The following is a 21,642-nucleotide window of genomic DNA, read 5'->3' on the forward strand; positions in this document are numbered from 1 at the left end:
GGCCCCGCCCCCGCGCTGACCCGTTCGGGGGGCGGCGCGGGCTCAGCTCCCGGCGGCGGCCCGCCGGGCGGCGGCGCGGCCGGTGGCGACGCAGGCGGCCACGCCCACGCCCTCGTACGCCGCGCCGCACAGGGCCAGGCCCGGGAGCTTCCCGGCGGCCTCGCGTATCCGGGCCACCCGCTCGAGGTGGCCGACGCCGTACTGGGGCAGGCCCCGGTCCCAGCGGGTCACCCGGGCGGCGTGCGGGTCGCCCATCGGGCCGACCGCCCGGCGGAGTTCGGCGGTCACCGTCCGGATCAGGTGGCGGTCGGGGCGGGCCGGCAGGTCCTCCTCGCCGAACCGGCCGACGGAGGCGCGCACCACGAACTGTGCGGGTGCCGCGTCCCGCAGCCAGGCCCACTTGTTGGACAGGAACGACGCCGCCTTCAGCGCGTGCCCGTCCGCCGGCGGGACCAGGAAGCCGTTGCCCTCCGGGAGGGCCCGGGCCCGCCCGCGGGAGTAAACCAGGGTGACGACCGCCGTCGAGGCGTACGGGACCGCCGCGAGCTCCTCCCGCGCGTGCGGCGCGTGCGGCCGCAGCAGTTCCGCCGCCGCGAAGGCCGGTACCGCCAGGATGACGGCGTCCGCCCGCAGGGTCAGCGGGCCGTCGGCCGTCACCGCCGCCACCCGCCAGCGGTCTTGCGGCAGCCGCTCCAGCGAGCGGGCCGCCGTCCCGGTGAGGATCCGCGCCCCGGACGCCCGCGCCACCGCCTGCGGCAAGAGGCCCGTGCCGCCGTTCACGCCCCGGACGGCCGCGGGCGCCGGGCCCGCCGCCCGGGCCGCGGCGGCCGACCGGATGCGGCGCAGCGCCGGCAGCAGCGGCTCGCCCCGCTCCGCCAGGGCGGCGATCCGGGGCATCGCCGCGCGCAGCGAGAGCCGGTCGGCGCGGCCCGCGTACACCCCGCCGAGCAGGGGCTCGACCAGCCGGTCCACCGCCTCCGGGCCGAGGCGGGCCGCCAGGTACTCCGCCACCGAGCAGTCCCCGGTGACGGGCGCCGCGGGCACGCTCTCCTCCCGCTCGATCCGGCCCTGGCCCTGCGCCGAGAGCAGCCCGGTGCCGGCCAGCGCCGCCGGATCGGCGGGGATGCCCATGACGTGGCCCGGCGGCAGCGGGCGCAGCGCGCCGCCCGTCCAGAGGGTGGTGGCCGCGGGGGCCGGGTCGTACAGGGCGTCGCCGAGCCCGACGGCCGCGGCCAGCTCCACCGCCTCCGGCCGCAGCGCCATCAGGGACTCGGCGCCCTCGTCGACGCGGATGCCGGCGACGGTGCCCGTGCGCAGCTTCCCGCCGAGGCGGGGGCCGGCCTCCAGGACGGTGACGTCGGCCGTGCCCCGCAGTTCCCAGGCAGCTGCCAGACCGCTGATGCCGCCGCCCACGATGATCACCGAACGCACGGGGTGCTCCTTCCGGCGGCGCCCCGGGTCAGGTGCCGCAGTTCCTCCTGATACGGGAAGCTGCCGGGCTCGTACGCGCAGTACGGGTCCTCGGCCAGCACGTCCCGGGTGGCGCCGTACGCCCGCGAGCGCGAGCCCCCGCACACCGCCTTGAACTCGCAGGCCCCGCAGCGGTCGCGCAGCAGTGCCGGGTCGCGCAGCGAGGTGAACAGCGGCGCCCGGCGGTAGATCTCCGGCAGCGGGCGGTCCTTCACGTTGCCCGCCGACAGCGGCAGGAAGCCGCTGGGGTGCACCTCGCCGGTGTGCGAGACGAAGACGAAGCCGCGCCCGGCCGAGACGTCCAGCGGGGGCCGGCGTGCCGCGCGCCGCGCCCCGTCGAAGAGCCCGAGCCGGCCGGCGCGGGCGTGCAGCCGCTCGTAGAGGGGTCCGAGCGCGGGCCGTTCGCCGCGTGCCTCGAGGACGGTCCGCTGGAGCACGACGCGGCGGAAGTGGTGGCCCTCGGTGGTCTTGGCGGCGAGGACCGCCCCGCAGTCGTAGAGGAAGTGCAGGACGTCCTCGGTCTCCGCGGCGGTCAGCGACCGGAGCTGCTGCGCGCGCCCGGCCGGGACGAGGAGGAAGCCGGACCAGAGCATCGCGCCCTCGCGGCGGACCAGCGCCGCGATGTCGGCGAGGTCGTCCAGGCTGCCGCGGCTGACGGTGGTGTTGACCTGCACCTTGAGGCCGAGGTCGCGGGCGGCCCGCCAGCCCTCCAGGGTCCGCTCCCAGACGCCGGGGACGCCCCGGAAGGCGTCGTGCCGTTCGGGGGTGGAGCCGTCCAGGGAGAGGGAGAGGGCCACCGCCCCGGCGTCGCGCACGGCCCGGAGGTTCTCCCGGGTGAGGGTGGGCGTGCCGGAGGGGGAGACGGCGACGCGCAGCCCCAGCGAGGTGCCGTACGCGATGAGGCCGGTGAGGTCGGGGCGCTGGAAGGGGTCGCCGCCGGTGATCACGAAGAGGGGGGCGGGCCTGCCGAAGGCGGCGGTCTGGTCCATCACCCGGCGGGCGTCGGCCCCGTCCAGCTCGCGCGGGTCGCGGGCGGTCCGCGCCTCGGCGCGGCAGTGCCGGCAGGCCAGTTCGCAGGCCCGGGTGGCCTCCCAGATGACGAGGAAGGGGCGTTCGGCGACGTCGTGGCGCAGGGTGCGGACGACCGCGCGGGGGGCGCGGGCCGTCATGACACCCGCTCCCAGCCGCGCCGGTCCGGACGGTTGGAGGTCAGCCGCGGGTCCCGCCTGCGGTAGACGACGAAGGGGCGGAAGAGGTACTTCAGCGGCGCGGAGAACATGTGGACCAGCCGCGAGTAGGGGATCAGCGCGAAGAGGGCGAAGCCGAACAGGACGTGCAGTTTGAACGCGAGCGGGGCGCCCGCCATCAGGTGGTGGTCGGGGGAGAGGGTGAACAGGCTCCGGAACCAGACCGAGACGCCCTCGCGGTAGTTGTAGTCCCCGGTCCGCCCGGTGGAGTTCAGGACGGTGGCCGTCAGGCCCAGCAGCATCGCCCCCAGCAGGACCGCGTACATCAGGTGGTCGCTCCGCAGGGTGGCCCGGCGTACGGCGGGCACCCGCAGGCGCCGGTACACGAGGATCCCGATGCCGGCGGCGGCCGCGACGCCCGCGACGGCGCCGGTGGAGACGGCCAGCAGGTGGTAGGCGTGGTCGCTCAGCCCGAGCGCGTCGGTCCACCGCATCGGGACCAGCAGGCCGACCACGTGGCCCAGGACCACGAAGAGCATGCCGAAGTGGAAGAGGGGGGAGCCGATCCGCAGCAGCCGCGACTCGTACAGCTGGGAGGAGCGGGTGGTCCAGCCGAAGGCGTCGTAGCGGGCCCGCCAGACCGTGCCGGCCACGAGCAGGGTGATCGAGACGTACGGCAGCACGCCCCACAGGATGAGGTCCATCAGGCCGTCTTCCTTTCCGGTGAGGTGGGCCACGGCAGGTCCGCCGGCCGGTCGATGCCGGGTCCGGACGGTTTGAGCGGGGAGCCCGCGCCCACCAGCTCCTGCGGCGGCCCGCCCCGCGCGAGCGCCTTCGCCTCGGCCTTCGTCGCGGGGGAGGGGCCCGGCAGCGTCGTGCAGACCGCCTCCAGCACCCGGGCGTACGGGCTGGCGGACTCGGTGAGCGCGAGCCGCAGCAGCTCCAGCCCGGCCCGGTGCTCCTGGAGCAGCTCGGTGCCGGCCTCCTCGCGCAGCGCGGCGAACTCCAGTGCGGCGGGCAGGAAGTCGGGCAGCTCCTCGCCCGCGTACTCCAGCCCGAAGTCCCGGTAGATCCGCTTGAGCCGTACGAGGGACAGCCCGCGCCGGCGCGTGTCGCCGTCCGTCCACCAGGTCAGATAGAGGCAGCGCCGGTTGCGGGTGTCGAAGGTGGAGGTGTACCGCTCGCACAGGCCGATCGGGGTCATCCCCTCGGCCTCGTCGAGGAACGCGCCGAGCAGCGCGGCCGGTTCGGCGGGCGCCGCGGTGAGAGCGGCGCGCAGCCGGGGGAGTTCGTCGTGGAAGCGGTCGCCGGGGTACTGCAGGACGCAGCCCGCGACGAGGCGTACGAGGGCGTCGGGGGTCACGAGCTCCTCCTGGCGGGGCTGAGGTTGAGCATCACGCGGGGTTTCCCGGCCTGCTCGCCGACGGGGCACCCCGCGTCGAGCGGGTGCGAGGCGGCGAGGGCGTCGGCGTCGGCGCGGGCCGCCGTCGGGATGACGAAGCGGTCCTCCGGCTTGGCGATGGCCAGGAGCCGGAACATGTCCTCCATCTCGACGCCGGTCAGGCCGACGGCGGCGGCGACCGACTCGTCGCGCTCCTCGCCCAGGTTGATCCTCCGCATGTAGGCGCGCATCGCGGCCATCCGGTGCAGCACGGCCTCCACGACGTGGGTGTCGCCGGCCGTGAGGACCTCCGCGAGGTACTCCACGGGGATGCGCAGGGCGTCGATGGCGCCGAAGAGGTTGCCGGCGTCCTCGCCGTCGCTGCCGGTGGCGGCGACCGCCTCGACGACGGGGGAGAGCGGGGGCACGTACCAGACCATCGGCATCGTCCGGTACTCCGGGTGGAGGGGCAGGGCGACCTGGTAGGTGGCGATCAGGTCGTAGACCGGGGAGCGCTGCGCGGCCTCGATCCACTCCCGGGTCAGGCCGGCCGCGCGGGCGGCGGCGACCACGGCCGGGTCGTGCGGGTCGAGGAAGCACTCCAGCTGGGCCCGGTAGAGGTCGTGCTCGTCCTCGACGGCGGCGGCCGCGGCGACCTTGTCGGCGTCGTAGAGCATGACGCCGAGGTAGCGCATCCGGCCCACGCAGGTCTCGGAGCAGACGGTGGGCATGCCGACCTCGACGCGCGGGGAGCAGAAGGTGCACTTCTCGGCCTTGCCGGTGCGGTGGTTGAAGTACACCTTCTTGTACGGGCAGCCGGTCACGCACATGCGCCAGCCGCGGCAGCGGTCCTGGTCGACGAGGACGATGCCGTCCTCCTCCCGCTTGTACATGGCGCCCGAGGGGCAGGAGGAGACGCACGCCGGATTGAGGCAGTGCTCGCAGATCCGGGGGAGGTAGAACATGAAGCTCTGCTCGAACTCGAAGCGGATCCTCTCCCCGACCTCCTCGCGGATCTTCTCCACGACCGGGTCCTTCGGCGCGTGGGCGGGGGCGCCGCCGAGGTTGTCGTCCCAGTTGGGGCCCCACCGGATGGTGTCCAGGGGCTCGCCGGTGAGCTGGGAGACGGGCCGGGCGGTGGGGAGGTCGTCGCCCGCCGGGGCGTCGGTGAGGTTCTTGTACTCGTAGCTCCACGGCTGGTAGTAGTCGTCGATCTCCGGCATCTGCGGGTTCGCGAAGATCTTGCCGAGCTTCGCGAGGCGCCCGCCGGCCCGCAGCCGCAGCCGGCCGGAGCGGGTGCGCTCCCAGCCGCCCTTCCACTTCTCCTGGTCCTCCCAGCGGCGCGGGTAGCCCTGCCCGGGGAGGGTCTCGACGTTGTTGAACCAGACGTACTCGGTGCCCTGCCGGTTGGTCCACGCCTGTTTGCAGGTGACCGAACAGGTGTGGCAGCCGATGCACTTGTCGAGGTTCATGACCATCGCGACCTGTGCCATGACCTTCACTGCTAGAACTCCACCTTCTGGTCGCGGCGGCGGATGACCGTCACCTCGTCGCGCTGGTTGCCGGTCGGGCCCAGGTAGTTGAAGGCCCAGGTCAGCTGGGCGTAGCCGCCGATGAGGTGGGTGGGCTTGAGCATCACCCGGGTCAGCGAGTTGTGGATGCCGCTGCGGCGGCCCGTCTTCTCGGTCCTGGGCACGCCGACCGTGCGTTCCTGCGCGTGGTTCATGTAGACGGTGCCGGGCGGCATCTTGTGGGAGACGATTGTGCGGGCGGTGACCACGCCGTTGCGGTTGACCGCCTCGATCCAGTCGTTGTCGGCGACCCCGATCGCCTCGGCGTCCTGCGGGGACATCCACACCGTCTGCCCGCCGCGGCCCAGGGTCATCATGTAGAGGTTGTCCTGGTACTGGCTGTGGATCGCCCACTTGTTGTGCGGGGTGAGGTAGCGGACGGCCACCGACTTCTGGTCCACGACGCCCAGTTCGGGTTCCCCGTACAGGGCGTGCATGTTCAGCGGCGGCTTGTAGACGGGCAGCGACTCGCCGACCTCGTGCAGCCAGTCGTGGTCGATGAAGAAGTGCTGGCGGCCCGTGAGGGTGTGCCAGGGCTTCAGGTGCTCGGTGTTGACGGTGAAGGCGGTGTAGCGGCGCCCGCCCGACTCCGATCCCGACCACTCGGGCGAGGTGATCACCGGGACCGGGCGGGCCTGGGTGTCGGCGAAGGAGATCCGCTTGCCCTCCGCCTCGGCGGCCAGGTGGGCCATGTGCGTGCCGACCTTCTTCTCCAGGGTCTCGAATCCCTGGGTGGCGAGCCGGCCGTTGCTCGTACCGGACAGCGCGAGGATCGCCTCGCAGGCCCGCCGCGCGGTGTCCAGCCGGGGGCGGCCGTCGCCGGCCCCGCCCCGGACCAGGCCGTTCTTCTCGCCGAGGTGGGCGACCTCCTCGGCCACGTCGAAGGTGATCGCCTTCGTGGTGACGCCGAGCCGGTCGATCAGCGGGCCGAGCGCGGAGAACTTCTCGCCGACCGCCCCGTAGTCCCGCTCGACCACCTTCAGGTCGTACATCGTCCGGCCCGGTACGGGCTCGCACTCGCCCTTCGACCAGTCCAGCGCGACCCCGCCCGGCTGGGCCATCTCCCCGCCCGGCGTGTCGTGCTGGAGGGCGGTCGCCACCAGGTCCCGGCGCACGCCGAGGTGGGTGGCGGCGAGCTCGCCGAAGCGCTCGGCGAGGCCGCGGAAGGCGTCGTAGTCGGAGCGCGCCTGCCAGGGCGGGTCCACGGCCGGGGTGAAGGCGTGCAGGAAGGGGTGCATGTCCGTGGAGGACAGGTCGTGCTTCTCGTACCAGGTGGCGGCCGGCAGGACCACGTCCGACAGCAGCGTCGTGGACGTCATCCGGAAGTCCATCGACATCAGCAGGTCGAGCTTCCCCTCCACGTCCTCCTCCCGGTACGCGACGTCCCTGGGCGTGCAGCGCGGCCCGTCGTCGGGGAGGTTGGAGTGCGTGCCGAGCAGGTGCTTGAGGAAGTACTCGTTGCCCTTGGAACTGGAGCCGAGGAGGTTGGCCCGCCACACGTTCAGCACGCGCGGCCAGTTGCGCGGGTCGTCGGGGTCCTCGCCGGCGAAGCCGAGCGTGCCCTCCTCCAGCGCGCGCACCGCGTCCGCCACCGGGTCGGCGCTCTCGCCCAGCTCCAGGGGGTTGCGGTCGAAGGTCGGGTACGAGGGCATCCAGCCCATCCGGGCGCTCGCGGCCAGGCAGTCGGCGCCGCTCATGCCCTCGAAGGCGCCCTCGGCGAGCGGGGAGGCCAGGGCCCGCGCCGGGAGGGTGTCGTAGCGCCACTGGCCGGTGTGCAGGTAGAACCAGGCGGCGCCGATCATCTGGCGCGGCGGGCGCGACCAGTCGGAGGCCGCGGCCAGGGTGGCCCAGCCGGTGACCGGGCGGCACTTCTCCTGGCCGACGTAGTGGCCCCAGCCGCCTCCGTTGCGGCCCTGGCAGCCGGTGAGGGTGAGCAGGGCGAGGAAGCAGCGGTAGATGGTCTCCGAGTGGAACCAGTGGTTGGTGCCGGCTCCCATCAGGATCATGCAGCGGCCCTGCGAGGCCTCGGCCGTCGAGGCGAACTCCCGTGCCACCCGGGCCGCCTGCGCGGCGGGCACCGAGGTCAGCGACTCCTGCCAACCGGGGGTGCCGGGCTGGGAGGCGTCCGCGTAGCCGGTGGGCCACTCGCCGGGCAGGCCCGCGCGGGCCACCCCGTACTGGGCGAGCATCAGGTCGAAGACGGTGGTCACGGCCTTCCCGCCGATGCGGCGCACGGGCACCCCGCGGCGGACGGTGCCGCCCCGGCCGCCGGCCCGTTCGTCGTCCTCGAAGCGGGGGAGCACGATCTCGGCGCTCTCGCCCTCCCCCAGCAGGGTCAGCCGGGGCACGGTGGTGCCGAGGTCCAGGTTCCATTCAGGGGTCTCGTTCGCGCCCCAGCGGTGCCCGAGGGTGCCGTTCGGTACGACGGGCTCGCCGGTGGCGTCGTCGACCAGGACCGTCTTCCACTCGGCGTTCTCGGTGTCCTGTCCGAGATCGGCGGCGGTGACGAACTTGCCCGGGACCAGCCCGTGCTCCGTTTCCCGAAGCGAGACCAGGAACGGCAGGTCCGTGTACCGGCGGACGTAATCCGTGAAGAAAGGGGTCTCCTTCTCCACGAAGAATTCCTTCAGGATGACGTGCCCCATCGCGAGGGCCAGCGCGCCGTCCGTACCCGGGTGCGGGTGCATCCACTCGTCGGCGAATTTCGTGTTGTCCGCGAAATCCGGGGAGACCGTCACGACCTTCTGCCCGCGATAGCGTGCCTCGGCCATCCAGTGCGCGTCGGGAGTGCGGGTGACGGGGACGTTCGACCCCCACATCATCAGGTAGGCGGCGTCCCACCAGTCCCCGGACTCGGGCACGTCCGTCTGGTCGCCGAACACCTGCGGCGAGGCCACCGGCAGGTCGGCGTACCAGTCGTAGAAGCTCAGCATCGGCGCGCCGATGAGGGAGTGGAAACGGGCCCCGGCGGCGTGCGAGGCCATCGACATCGCCGGGATCGGAGAGAAGCCGGCCACCCGGTCCGGGCCGTGCTCCCTGATGGTGTGCACGTGCGCGGCGGCGGTGATCTCCAGCGCCTCCTCCCACGTGGCCCGCACCAGCCCGCCCTTGCCGCGCGCCCGCTGGTAGCGGCGGCGGCGCTCCGGGTCGCCCTGGACGTCGGCCCAGGCCAGGACGGGATCGCCCAGGCGCGCCTTGGCCTCGCGGTACATCTCCAGCAGCACGCCGCGCACGTACGGGTAGCGCACCCGGGTGGGGGAGTAGGAGTACCAGGAGAACGAGGCGCCGCGCGGGCAGCCGCGGGGCTCGTACTCGGGGCGGTCGGGGCCGACCGAGGGGTAGTCGGTGGCCTGCGTCTCCCAGGTGATGATGCCGTCCTTGACGAACACCTTCCACCGGCAGGAACCGGTGCAGTTCACGCCGTGGGTGGAGTGGACCACCTTGTCGTGGCTCCACCGGTCCCGGTAGAAGGCCTCGGCGGCCCGGCCGCCGGTCCGGTGCACCGTGCGCAGGTCGTCGGAGACGTCGGCGCGGGTGAAGAAACTCCCCGCGCGGACGAGGGAATCGACGGCTGAGCCGACGGCTGAATCCACGGCTGAATCGACGGAATCACGCGCGTTCAAGGTGACCCTCCAGGCGACCGGAAACGGAGTGGGCGGGGCGGCCACGGGAAAGCGGACCACTCGTCGACGCTACGCCGGTCACCAAGGGGCGGCGGGCGGCAAAGGTCCCGGCGGCGGGTGACCAACTTCCGCTTTTCCGCAGGCCTGTCGTCCGGACGCGGGCGGAATCAAATAACGCGGGAAAACTCCACTTTGAAAGCGTGGAACGATGAATTCATGGCTCGGAAACGGAATCGGATGTGGATCCCGGACCAGCACGGGGCGTGGGCGATGCTCGCCGTGCCCTTCCTCGCGGGCACCGTCCTGGCCCCGCACCCCGGGTGGCGGCACCTGCTCCTGCTGGCCGCCTGGCTGCTCGGGTACGCGGCGGTCTTCCACGGCCAGCAGTGGCTGCGGCTGCACGCGCGCGGGCTGCGCTCGGCGCGGCGGCACACCCTGCCGGCGCTGGTCCTCGGCGGTGCCTGCGCGCTCGCCGCCGTACCCCTGGCGGTGCTCCACCCCTGGCTGCTGCTCGCGGCCGCGGCGGCCGCCCCCTTCCTGGCGGTCACCACCTGGTACGCCCGGCGGGGCCGCGAACGGGCCCTGGCCAACGGCCTCGCGGCGGTGGTCCCGGCGTGCGGCATGGCCTTGGTCGCGGCCCGGCTCGGCGGGCTCGGCCCGGAGCGGGCGTGGCCGGCGGCGGTGGCGTGCCTGCTGTACTTCGCGGGGACGGTGCCGTACGTCAAGACGATGATCCGCGAGCGGGGTTCGCGGGCGTACCGGCGGGGCTCGGTGGCGTACCACGCCGCGGCGCTCGCGCTGGCCGCGCTCCTCTCCCCGTGGCTGGCCCTCCCCTTCGCCGCGTACCTCGCCCGCGCGGCCGCCCTCCCCGGGCGGGGCCTGCGCCCGGCCGCCGTCGGCGCGACGGAACTCGCCTGCGCGGGCGCCCTGCTGGCGGCGTTGGCCCTTTCCTGACGCGCCGCTCGCGCGGCTCGGCCGCGGGCGGCCTCCCCGGCTTCGCGTCGCTGCGCCGGCCTCCTGCCGTCGGACCCGGGGCGGGGTCGGCCCGGGTGGCTGGTGCCGGTGGGGCGTGTGCGGCTGGTGTGCCGCTGCGCGGGGCTGTTCCCCTACCCGCCCTTCGCCCGTTTCCCCGGGCTGTGCGCGGGGGTCTGGGGGCTCCGCCCCAGACCCCCGCGCTCAAACGCCGCGCGGGCTGGATACATCCAGCCCGCGCGGCGTTTGAGCGCGACGGGGTCAGGGGCGGAGCCCCTGGGAACGGTGGAAGGGCGGGTAGGGGACCAGCCCCGCGCAGCGGCCACCCACCCACACAGACGGCCGAACCTGCGGAGCTAGATGGCTTCCTTGCGCGTCAAGAAGTTGAACGACACCCACCCCGGCAGCACCGGCAGCCAGAAGGTCATCAGCCGGAACAGCAGCACCGCCGAGATCGCGACCTCCTTCTCCAGCCCCGCCGCGATCAGACCCAGCGTCAGGGTGGTCTCCACCGCGCCCATGCCGCCCGGCGTCGGCGCCGCCGAGCCCAGCGCGTTGCCCGCCAGGAACACCACCGCGATGCTCGCGTAGCTGATGGCCTCGCCGCCCCCGAACGCGCGGATCGAGGCGTCCAGGCACATCACGAAGCAGCCGGTCAGCAGCAGCATCCCGCCGATGCCCGTCACCAGCTTCTGCGGCCGCTGGAGGACGTCCAGCATGCGCGGCACCACGCCCGCGAACAGCGCCCGCACCCGCGTCACCACGAACTTCCGCAGGAGCGGCACCGCCGTGACGACCAGCACCAGCACCGCCACCGTCAGCAGACCCGCGATCACCGTCCTCGACGGGGCCATCTCCGGGGTCTTCTCGGTACCCGTCAGGTAGCCGAAGGCCAGCAGCAGCAAGATGTGACTGGCCAGGCCGAACAGCTGCGACGCTCCGACGCTCGCCACGGCCAGCCCCGGCCGGACCCCCGCCCGCTGCAGGAACCGGGTGTTCAGCGCGACACCGCCGACCGCCGCCGGAGCCACCAGCTTCACGAACGACCCCGCGACCTGCGCGACCACCGTCCGCAGGAAGGGGACCCGCTCCGGGACGAAGCCCAGCAGGCTCATCGCCGCCGCGAAGTACGTCAGCACCGAGAAGGCCAGCGCCGCCCCGACCCAGCCCCACTGCGCCTCGGTGATGATCGTCGCGAAGTCCACGTGGGCCAGCTGCGTGAGCAGGAAGTACGCACCGAAGGCACCCGCGATGAAGGACACCAGCGTGCGCGGCCGGATCCGTTCCAGCCGGGCCGGCTCCACCGGCGCCTGCGGGCGGATCAGCAGCACCTGCTGGCGGATCTGGCTCAGCAGGTCCTCCTCCCGCGCCCCCTCCAGGGCGTCGTCCAGCGCCCTCTTCTCGGCCTTGCGGTCGGCCGCGGCGGAGGTGGCCGCCGTGGCCGACCCGGCCTCGGAGCCCGCCTCCCGCGCCGCCTTCGCCGCCCGCGAGGACTCCAGTACGGCTTCCCGCTGCCGGTCGGCCCGCTCCCGGGCCAGCCTGCGCAGGGTCGCCCGGGTGGAGCGGCTCAGCGCGATCGGCTGGAGCAGCGGCAGGCAGTCCGCCACCGTGTCCGGGCCGAGCACCGATACCGCCGAGGCCACCGACCGCTCGGCGCCGACCCGCAGGCCGAGCGTGGTCAGCAGCTGCGCGACGTCCATCCGCAGCACCAGGTCGCCGGCCGCGATCTCACCGCCCCGCAGGTCCGTGAGGATCACCTTGCCGGAACGATCCACCACCAACGCGTCGCCCGTGAGCCGCCGGTGCGCGATCCGGCGCGACTGCAGGGCCCGTACCTGCTCCCAGGCGTTGCGGGTCAGCTCGTCGGTGATCTCCTCGTCGGCGAGGGCGTCCAGGTTCCGGCCGCCCAGGTGCTCGTAGACGAGCATCACGGCGTCCGGGCCCAGCTCGGAGGTGGCGATCAGCTTCGGCGCGTTCGCCCCCGCCGCGATGGCCGCGTACGCGAGCAGGGCCTCCTGCTCCAGGGCCTGGCGCAGCGACTGGATGCTGCGCCGGGTGGTGATCCCGCGCAGGGTCATCCGCCGCCAGACCCGGTAGAAGAAGCCCTGCGCCTGCTGTTCCCGGTCCACGACGGTGACGTCCAGCGGCGGCCCGTCCTCCAGCGTGACGTGGTACCGGCGGCCGCGGTCGCCGGTCTCGGTGCTGTCCCCGTCCGCGGCCTCCGCGCGCATCGCGCTGACCGGCTGGAAGCCGACGCGGCGCAGCCCGGCGAGGAGGTTCTGCCCGGTGGGCCGGACGTTCGGCGAGCCGACGGCGTACAGGGTCCCGTAGGCCACGCTCCAGCCGATGAGCACCGTCAGGATGATCGAGAACGGCGTGGTGTAGCCGCTGACCAGCATGGCGAAGGCGTCCAACAACAGCACCACCCACAGCGCGACCCGCCAGCGGGGCCGCCGGGTCATCCCGACGGCCGTCATGTACGCGATCACCGGCGCGAGGTACCCGTGCACCGGGTCGGTGGAGCCCGACGTGGCCGTGGCCCGCGTCAGGGCGTCCTGGATGGTCTCGGGGGCGCCCTGGGACACCCACAGGTCGGTGGCCAGGGTCACCCCGTGCGCGAGGACGGCCGCGAGGACGCCGTCGGCGATGCGCAGCCCGTCGCGCTTGATCAGCCGCTCGATGGCGAAGGCCACCGGTACGAGGAGCACGGCGATGCTGGACACCAGCCCCGCGACCTTGATCAGCAGGGCGGGCGCCTGGCCGGTGCCCTGCGTGATGTCCTGCTCCAGGCCCGCGGTGGTGCCGTGGGCGAACGCGGCGATGCCGAGCACGACGGCGATGCCGAGGACGCCGGCGAGGAGTCGTACCAGGTCGGAGGGCCGGTGCACGCGGGCGGCGAGCAGCGGCTCGTCCACCTCGACGCGGTCGGCCTCCGTCGGCGTGTGGCCGGGCGGGTCGTCGGGGTGCGCCTCGTCCGGGCGCGACGGGTCGTCGGGGTGCGCCTCGTCCGGGCGCGCGTCATCGCCCCTCGCCGCGCCGTCCGGAGGGCTCACAACCCGCTCCTTCGCCGTTACATCCGTCTCTTCTTGATCACGTATCACCAGTCACCGCCCGGACGATGGTGGCACGGACGGGCGGCCGCGCGGGGCAGCAGGGTGCGCGCCGGTACGGAAGGAAGGCTTCCACCGGACCGCGCGGAGCATCCGGCACCATGTGCCGAATGAGCGATGAGCTGCCCGCCTACGCGGAGCGGGTACTGGAGGCGGCCGAGCGGATTCCGCCCGGCCGGGTGATGACGTACGGGGACGTCGCCGAGTGGCTCGGCGAGGGCGGCCCGCGCCAAGTCGGGCGTGTCATGGCCCTGTACGGAGGAGCCGTGCCCTGGTGGCGCGTGGTGCGGGCGGACGGCGTACCCCTGCCCGGCAGCGAACGGCGCGCCCTGGAGCACTACCGGACCGAGGGCACCCCGCTGCGCGAGACCCCCTCCGGCGAACCCCGGCTGGCCATGCGCAGGGCGCGCTGGGACGGGCGCGAGGAGGGGGCCGGAGGCGACGAGGCTCACACCTGACAGCTTCCGGCATCCGAGACGCGGGCGGAGGGTCGAAGGCCCGTACGGAGGACGGCACCGCGGCCCTCCCGGGCAACTTCCGCACCCCGCGGGACGGACTGCGGCGGCCGGCGCGGTTGGCGTAGCGTTGCCTCTTCGGCGTACGCGGCCGAGGTCCCCCCGACCGCCGCGGCCGCCGGGCAGACCGCAGCAACCGCAGACCCACCAGGACCGGCACCCCACGTGATCACCTCTCCCCCCGGCCGCTCGGAGCGGCGTACGCGCACGCCTGACGCGTACCGCCTGGTGCGCACCGGGCCGGTCCAGGTGGCTCCCCCTGTTCTGGACGCAGCCCAGCGGGCGGTGGTTGATCACACCCGCGGACCCCTGCTGGTCCTGGCCGGGCCCGGCACCGGCAAGACGACCACCCTCGTGGAGGCCGCCGCCGCCCGGGTCGAGGCAGGCACCGACCCCGCCCGGATCCTGATCCTCACCTTCAGCCGGAAGGCGGCCGTCGAGCTGCGCGACCGCGCCGCCCTGCGGCTCGGCGGCGCCCGCGCCCCGCAGGCCACCACCTTCCACTCCTTCTGCTACGGCCTGGTCCGCGCCCACCAGGACCACGAACTGTTCGCGGACCCGCTGCGGCTGCTGTCCGGCCCGGAGCAGGACGTGATGGTCCGCACCCTGCTGGAGGGCCAGCGGCGGCTGCGGTCCATCCGCTGGCCGGACGACCTGCGGGCCGCGCTGACCACGCGCGGGTTCGCCGACGAGGTCCGCGCCGTCCTGGCCCGCGCCCGCGAACTGGGCCTGGGCCCCGAAGCCCTCGCCGGCTTCGCCGACCGCATCGGCCGCCCCGACTGGAAGGCGGCCGCGGCCTTCCTCTCCGAGTACCTCGACGTCCTCGACCTCCAGGGCTCCCTCGACTACGCGGAGCTCCTGCACCGCGCCGTACTCCTGGCGGAGACCACCCCGGCCCTGCCCGCCTCGTACGACGTGATCCTGGTGGACGAGTACCAGGACACCGACGCCTCCCAGCTGCGGCTGCTGCGCGCCCTGAACGGCCCGGCCGGGACGCTGGTGGCCTTCGGCGACCCCGACCAGTCCATCTACGCCTTCCGCGGCGCCGACATCAACAACGTCCTCGACTTCGAGTCGGCCTTCCCCGGCGCGTCGGTCCGCGCCCTGACGACGGGCCGCCGCTCGGGAGCGAACCTGCTGGCCGCCACCCGCCTCCTCACCACCCGCATGCCCCTGCCGCGGCTGCCCGCGGCCGCCGTCCGCGCCCACCGGGACCTCGCCGCGGCCCGGGAGGGCGGCAGCGTGGAGGTGTACACGTACCCGACGGCCGGCGCCGAGCTGGACAACATCGCCGACGTGCTGCGCCGCGCCCACCTGGAGGACGGCGTCCCCTGGCGGGACATGGCCGTCCTGGTCCGCGCGGGCGGCCGCACCCTCCCGGCGATGCGGCGCGCCCTGATCGCGGCGGGAGTCCCGGCGGAAACGGACGCCGCCTCCACCCCCCTCCGCCACGAACCCGCCGTCGCCCCCCTCCTGACAGCCCTCCGCCTCACGGCCACCGCCGCCGTTGCCCTGCCGGGCGAGGAGGGGGAGGGAACGCCCCCGCCGGCCGACGCCGAAGCCCTGCCGGGCACGGACGACGCGGCGGAGATCGCTGCCCTGCCGGGCGGAACCCCGGAGGGCCCCGCCCACCCGGGTGGGACCGGCCCGGCGGCCGCCGAAGCCGTTGCCCTGCCGGGCGCGGACGACGCGGCGCCCCAGGCCGACGCCCTGCCGGGCGCGGACGAGGCGGCGGTCGGGGCCCGGCCGGACACGGAGACGGGTGCCACCGCCCTGGGGGCCGTGCTGCCGGAGGCCGCCGAGGCGGCAGGCTCCGATGGGCCCGGTGCCGCCCTGCCGGACGCGGTCCCGGACGAGCCCGCCCGCCCCGGCGTGCCCGATCCGTCGGCTGGGGCAACCGCCCTGCCGGACGAGGCCGTCCCGCAGGATGACGCCGACGCCGACGCCGACGCCGACGCCGACGCCGACGCCGACGCCGACGGTACGGGACCGGGCGCCGCAGGGGCCGAGAGGGGCTTGCCCGCTCGTGACTTCGGGGCGAGTGGGCGGGACCTTCCCCCGGGCTTCGGCGCCGAGGCGGGTGCGGAGCCGCTGCCCGGCGAGGGCGGGGCGCCGGGTGCCGGCGGCACCGCCGTCGTGCCCGGCGCGGACGGGTCCGGCTCCGTAGCCGCCGGGGCGGGATCCGGCGCGGACGGGGGCGGCCCCGACGGGAGCACCGTGACCGCCGGAGGCGAAGGGTGGGTCGGGGTCGAAGGGGCCCTGGCGCTGCTGGCCTCGCCTCTCGGCGGGATGGACGCCGCCGATCTGCGGCGGCTCGGGCGGGCGCTGCGGGACGAGGAGCGGGCCGCCGGCGTCGCCGTGCCCGCGCCCTCCGACGTGCTGCTGGCCCGCGCCCTCGCCGAGCCCGAGCGGCTCACCGCCCACGACCCCGCCTACGCCCGCGGCGCGCAGCGCCTCGGCCTGCTGCTGCGCAAGACCCGCGAGCTGCTCCAGGGCGGCGGCACCGCCGAGGAGGCCCTCTGGACCCTCTGGGACGGCACCCCCTGGCCGCAGCGCCTCGAACGCCAGGCCCGCCGCGGCGGCACCGGCGGCCGCAACGCCGACCGGGACCTCGACGCGGTCTGCGCCCTCTTCGACAACGCCGCCCGCGCGGAAGAACGTACCGGCGGCCGCGGCGCGCTCAACTTCCTCGAACAGCTGGAGGCCGAGGACATCGCCGCCGACACCCTCACCGGCAGGGCGGTCCGCACCGACGCCGTACGCCTGATGACCGCCCACCGCTCCAAGGGCCTGGAGTGGGGCCTCGTCGTCGTCGCCGGGGTCCAGGAAGGGCTCTGGCCCGACCTGCGCCGCCGCGGCTCCCTCCTCGAAGCCGACCGCATCGGCCGCGACGGCCTCGCCGAACCCCTCACCCCCGGCGCGCTCCTCGCCGAGGAGCGCCGGCTGTTCTACGTCGCCGCCACCCGCGCCCGCGACCGCCTCGTCGTCACCGCCGTCAAGGCCCCCGCCGAGGACGGCGACCAGCCCTCCCGCTTCCTCACCGAACTCGGCGTCACCCCCAAGGACGTCACCGGCCGCCCCCGCCGCCCCCTCGCCGTGCCCGCGCTCGTCGCCGAGCTCCGCGCCACCACCGTCGACCCCGACGCCTCGCCCGCGCTGCGCGACGCCGCCGCCCGCCGCCTGGCCCGCCTCGCCGCGCTCACCGACGACGAGGACCGCCCCCTGGTCCCCGCCGCGCACCCGCAGCGCTGGTGGGGCCTGTACGAGCCCACCGCCTCCGCCGCGCCGCTGCGCGACCCCGACCGGCCCGTCACCCTCTCCGGCAGCGCCCTGGACCAGCTCGCCAACACCTGCTCCCTCCAGTGGTTCCTCGGCCGCGAGGTCAAGGCCGACGCCCCCTCCACCGCCGCCCAGGGCTTCGGCAACGTCGTCCACGTCCTCGCCGACGAGGTCGCATCCGGCCGCACCCCCGCCGACCTGGCCGTCCTCATGGAGCGCCTCGACTCCGTCTGGGACGCCCTCGCCTTCGACGCCCCCTGGAAGTCCCGCCAGGAGAAGGACAACGCCCGCGCCGCCCTGGAACGCTTCCTGCGCTGGCACACCACCGACCGCGGCGGCCGCTCCGCCGTCGCCACCGAGCACGACTTCGACGTCACCCTCGACGCCGGCGAGTACGCCGTACGGATCCGCGGCTCCATGGACCGCGTCGAGGCCGACCCGCAGGGCCGCGCGTACGTCGTCGACTTCAAGACCGGCAAGGGCGCCCCGACCAAGGACCAGGTCGCCCGCCACCCGCAGCTCGCCGTCTACCAGCTCGCCGTCCGCGAGGGCGCCGTCGACGAGGTCTTCGACGGCCGCCGCCCCGAACCCGGCGGCGCCGAACTCGTGCAGCTGCGCCAGGGCGCCGCCAAGCGCGACGGCGGCGACGAGGTCCCGAAGATCCAGGCGCAGGAACCCCTGTCCGGGTCCGCCGCCGGCCCCGGCGACGGCACCGGCTCCGGCGACGGCGAATGGGTCGGTGACCTGCTCGCCACCGCCGCGGGCCGGGTCCTCGACGAACGCTTCGCCCCCGCCACCGGCGAACACTGCGCCCGCTGCAGCTTCCGCAGCGCGTGCAGCGCCCGCCCCGAGGGCCGCCAGACCGTGGAATGAGACGCCGGCCGGGAGTGTCGGCGGCTCCGGCTAGCCTTCTGAGGTGACCGCGTACGTGTCCGGGCGGGCCCCCGCCCTCGACGATCCCGAGCAGCTCAAGGAGCTCCTCGGGATCCCGTTCACGCCCGAACAGCTGGCCTGCGTCACCGCCCCCGCCGCCCCCCAGGTCATCGTCGCGGGCGCCGGCTCCGGCAAGACCACCGTGATGGCCGCCCGCGTCGTCTGGCTCGTCGGCACCGGCACCGTCGCCCCCGAACAGGTCCTCGGCCTGACCTTCACCAACAAGGCCGCCGGCGAGCTCGCCGAGCGCGTCCGCAAGGCCCTGGCCCGGGCGGGCGTCACCGACCCCGACCCGTCCCCGGCCGACGTCGAGGCGGGGACGGCCGGCGGCGAGCCCCGCATCTCCACCTACCACGCCTTCGCCGGGCAGCTCCTCAAGGACCACGGCCTGCGCATCGGCCTGGAGCCCAGCGCCCGCCTCCTCGCCGACGCCACCCGCTTCCAGCTCGCCGCGAAGGTGCTCCGCGAGGCCCCCGGCCCCTACCCCTCCCTCACCAAGTCCGTCCCCGACCTGGTCAGCGACCTCCTCGCGCTCGACGGGGAACTCTCCGAGCACCTCGTCGACCCCGACGCGCTGCGCGCGTACGACACCGGGCTCCTCGACGTCCTCGCGGACACCAAACTCACCAACGACGACCTGCGCAAGGTCCCCGAGGCGGTACGCGGCCGCCTGGAGCTGCTGGAACTGGTCTCCCGCTACCGCGCCGCCAAGCGCTCCCGCGACCTCTTCGACTTCGGCGACCAGATCGCCCTCTCCGCCCGGCTCGCCACCACCCGCCCCGAGGTCGGCGCCCTGCTCCGCGAGGAGTTCCGGGTGGTCCTCCTCGACGAGTACCAGGACACCTCCGTCGCCCAGCGGCTTCTGCTGTCCGGCCTCTTCGGCGCGGGCACCGGGCACGCGGTGACCGCCGTCGGCGACCCCTGCCAGGCCATCTACGGCTGGCGCGGCGCGTCCGTCGCCAACCTCGACGACTTCCCCGAGCACTTCCCGCACGCCGACGGCCGCCCCGCGATCCGCCTCTCCCTCAGCGAGAACCGGCGCAGCGGGGGCCGCCTCCTCGACCTCGCCAACGGCCTCGCCGCCCCGCTGCGCGCCATGCACGAGGGCGTCGAGGCGCTGCGCCCCGCCCCGGGCGCCGAACGCGACGGCACGGTCCGCTGCGCCCTGCTGAACACCCACGCCGAGGAACTGGAGTGGCTCGGCGACTCCGTCGCCCACCTGGTGCGCACGGGCCGGGAGCCCGGCGAGATCGCGGTGCTGTGCCGCTCCGCCGCCGACTTCGCGCGGATCCAGGCGGTCCTGGTCGCCCGTGACGTCCCGGTCGAGGTCGTCGGCCTGTCCGGGCTGCTCCACCTCCCCGAGGTGGCCGACCTGGTCTCCGTCTGCGAGGTGCTCCAGGACCCCGGGGCCAACGCCGCCCTGGTACGCCTCCTCGTCGGCCCCCGCTGGCGGATCGGCGCCCGCGACCTGGCCCTCCTCGGGCGCCTCGCCCGGCAGCTCGTCACCCGCCCCGACGCCGCCGACGGCCCCGACGGCCGGCTCGCGGCGGCGGTCGAGGGCGTCGACCCCGCCGAGGTCGTCTCCCTGGCCGACGCGCTGGACACCTTCCTGGACGGCTCGGCCCCCGGGGACCTGCCCTTCTCGGCGGCAGCCCGGGTCCGCTTCGCGCACCTCGCCCAGGAGCTGCGCGACCTGCGCCGCTCGCTCTCCGACCCGCTGATGGACGTCCTGCACCGCGTCCTGGCCACGACGGGCCTGGACGTGGAGCTCTCCGCCTCCCCCCACGCCCTCGCGGCCCGCCGCCGCGAGACCCTCTCCAACTTCCTGGACGTCGCGGCCGGCTTCGCCGCCCTGGACGGCGAGGCCACCCTGCCGGCCTTCCTCGGCTTCCTGCGCACCGCCGCCCAGTACGAGAAGGGCCTCGACCACGCCCTGCCGGGCGGGGAGAACACGGTGAAGGTCCTCACGGCCCACAAGTCCAAGGGCCTGGAGTGGGACGTGGTGGTCGTCCCCGACCTGTGCGCGGGCTCCTTCCCGAAGGAGAAGGCCCCCGAGGCCTGGACCGCGCACCCGAAGGTCCTGCCGTACGCCCTGCGCGGCGACGCCGGCACCCTCCCGGCCGCCCCGGCGTGGACCTCGGCGGGCCTGAAGTCCTTCAAGGCCGCCCTCAAGTCCCACAAGGAGACGGAAGAGCTCCGCCTCGGCTACGTCACCTTCACCCGCCCCCGCTCCCTCCTCCTCGCCTCGGGCCACTGGTGGGGGCCGACCCAGAAGCGCCGCCGGGGCCCCTCGGCGTTCCTGCAGGCCCTGTACGCCCACTGCGAGGCCGGCTACGGCGAGATCGAGGCCTGGGCGGAGGAGCCTGCCCCGGACGCCGAGAACCCGGCCCTGGCCGGCGACGCCGCCCAGGACCACTCCTGGCCCCTGCCCCTGGACCCGGCCTCCCTGGCCCTCCGCCGCGAGGCGGCCGCCCTGGTCGAAGCCCACCTCACCCGGCCCCCGGCCGATGAGCCCCCCTACCTCTGGCCCCCCGACTGCGAGGACCCGTCGTACGAAGACGAACCGGTCCCCCCGGCGGACGACCTGTGGGCGGGGTCCACCGTGCCCGCGCTGTCCCCGGACGAGGACGACCTGTGGGCCGGCGAGGCCGTGGCCTCGGGACCCGGCCCGGCCCGCGGCGACGCCCCCGCCGACGACCCCTGGGCCGGCGAGGCCGCACCGCGGAGCGGCACCGGCGACCGGGACGAGGACCTCTGGGCCGGCGAGGCCGGGGGCCCGGCGCGGCCGTACCCGCACGCCACCGGGCCGCGACGCCCGCAGCGGCCCGGCGCCCCCCGCCCGCAGGGCCCGCCGCGGGGCGGTACGGGTGACCTCACCCCCGAGGAGGCCCGCGCGGTGGCCTCCTGGGACCGGGACCTCGACGCCCTCGAGGGCGAGCTCCGCCGTGCCCGCGCAGCCGTGCGGGACGTCGAGTTGCCCTCCGCCCTGTCCGCGAGCCAGCTCCTGCGACTGGCCGCCGACGAGCAGGCCTTCGTACGCGATCTCGCCCGCCCCATGCCCAAGCCCCCGCAGCCCGCGGCCCGCCAGGGCACCCGTTTCCACGCCTGGGTGGAGTCCCGCTTCGACGAGCTGCCCCTGCCGCTCCTGGACGACCTCCTCGATCCCGCCGCCGACCTCCCCGGCTCCGACCAGGAGGTCGCCGACGAGGCCGACCTCGCCGCCCTCAAGGCCGCCTTCGAGCGCAGCGAGTACGCCGAGCGCACCCCGTACCGGATGGAGGCCCCGGTCCAGCTGACCCTCGCCGGCCGGGTGATCCGCGGCCGGATCGACGCCGTGTACCGCGACGCGGACGGCTCGTACGAGGTGGTCGACTGGAAGACCGGCCGCACCACCCAGGCCGACCCCCTCCAGCTCGCCGTCTACCGCCTCGCCTGGGCGGAAGCCACCGGCACCCCCCTCGACCGGGTCTCGGCGGCCTTCCTGCACGTCCGCAGCGGCCGCGTGATCCGCCCCCGTGACCTGCCGGGACGCGAGCGTCTTGAGCGGATCCTCCAAGGCGAATCGGGCCCGGACGGCGCCCCCCGGGCGGACGGCTAGGCT

Annotated in this window: 11 protein-coding genes; 4 read left to right on the plus strand and 7 right to left on the minus strand. The window is 75.1% G+C overall.

What is annotated here, in order from left to right:
* Positions 1-42: 42 nt before the first annotated feature.
* The 6 genes from hemG to D1J60_RS23445 are packed head-to-tail and all read right to left on the minus strand — an operon-like array spanning position 43 to position 9,202.
* Positions 43-1,431, minus strand: a complete 1,389-nt coding sequence (gene hemG, locus D1J60_RS23420) for a protoporphyrinogen oxidase (protein ID WP_241253378.1) — start codon at positions 1,429-1,431, stop codon at positions 43-45.
* Positions 1,419-2,639: a TIGR04053 family radical SAM/SPASM domain-containing protein gene (locus D1J60_RS23425; RefSeq protein WP_125822429.1), complete on the minus strand. Its 1,221-nt coding sequence runs from the start codon at positions 2,637-2,639 to the stop codon at positions 1,419-1,421. The genes hemG and D1J60_RS23425 overlap by 13 nt, the downstream gene beginning before the upstream one ends.
* Positions 2,636-3,361, minus strand: coding sequence for a respiratory nitrate reductase subunit gamma (narI, locus tag D1J60_RS23430; RefSeq protein ID WP_125822430.1), 726 nt, complete (start codon positions 3,359-3,361; stop codon positions 2,636-2,638). The genes D1J60_RS23425 and narI overlap by 4 nt, the downstream gene beginning before the upstream one ends.
* A complete protein-coding gene (gene narJ, locus D1J60_RS23435; protein WP_125822431.1) occupies positions 3,361-4,020 on the minus strand; it encodes a nitrate reductase molybdenum cofactor assembly chaperone in 660 nt (219 codons plus the stop codon). Before narJ ends, narI begins: the two co-directional genes overlap by 1 nt.
* Positions 4,017-5,540, minus strand: coding sequence for a nitrate reductase subunit beta (gene narH, locus D1J60_RS23440; RefSeq protein ID WP_125822432.1), 1,524 nt, complete (start codon positions 5,538-5,540; stop codon positions 4,017-4,019). The genes narJ and narH overlap by 4 nt, the downstream gene beginning before the upstream one ends.
* Positions 5,541-5,542: 2 nt before the next feature.
* Positions 5,543-9,202, minus strand: coding sequence for a nitrate reductase subunit alpha (locus D1J60_RS23445; protein ID WP_125822433.1), 3,660 nt, complete (start codon positions 9,200-9,202; stop codon positions 5,543-5,545).
* A gap of 246 nt (positions 9,203-9,448) precedes the next feature.
* Here D1J60_RS23445 and D1J60_RS23450 point away from each other — a divergent pair, with 246 nt between their 5' ends.
* Positions 9,449-10,186: a YwiC-like family protein gene (locus D1J60_RS23450; protein WP_125822434.1), complete on the plus strand. Its 738-nt coding sequence runs from the start codon at positions 9,449-9,451 to the stop codon at positions 10,184-10,186.
* Positions 10,187-10,560: 374 nt separating this feature from the next.
* Here D1J60_RS23450 and D1J60_RS23455 read toward each other — a convergent pair whose 3' ends face one another.
* Complete coding sequence (locus D1J60_RS23455; protein ID WP_125603754.1) at positions 10,561-13,305, minus strand: lysylphosphatidylglycerol synthase transmembrane domain-containing protein; 2,745 nt, start codon at positions 13,303-13,305, stop codon at positions 10,561-10,563.
* 119 nt (positions 13,306-13,424) lie between these two features.
* Between D1J60_RS23455 and D1J60_RS23460 the strand changes: the two genes are divergently transcribed.
* From D1J60_RS23460 to D1J60_RS23470, 3 genes are all read left to right on the plus strand, one after another.
* Positions 13,425-13,772, plus strand: a complete 348-nt coding sequence (locus D1J60_RS23460) for an MGMT family protein (RefSeq protein WP_277607510.1) — start codon at positions 13,425-13,427, stop codon at positions 13,770-13,772.
* Positions 13,773-13,997: 225 nt separating this feature from the next.
* Positions 13,998-17,981 carry a UvrD-helicase domain-containing protein gene (locus D1J60_RS23465; protein ID WP_241253595.1) on the plus strand — a complete coding sequence of 1,328 codons (3,984 nt, stop codon included), beginning with the start codon at positions 13,998-14,000 and terminating at the stop codon, positions 17,979-17,981.
* A 43-nt stretch (positions 17,982-18,024) separates the two neighbouring features.
* On the plus strand, positions 18,025-21,639 hold the full coding sequence (locus D1J60_RS23470) for a UvrD-helicase domain-containing protein (RefSeq protein ID WP_241253379.1): 3,615 nt from the start codon (positions 18,025-18,027) through the stop codon (positions 21,637-21,639).
* Positions 21,640-21,642: the final 3 nt, after the last annotated feature.

The sequence above is a fragment of the Streptomyces sp. W1SF4 genome, from assembly GCF_003950035.1.
GTDB classification, from domain to species: domain Bacteria; phylum Actinomycetota; class Actinomycetes; order Streptomycetales; family Streptomycetaceae; genus Streptomyces; species Streptomyces racemochromogenes.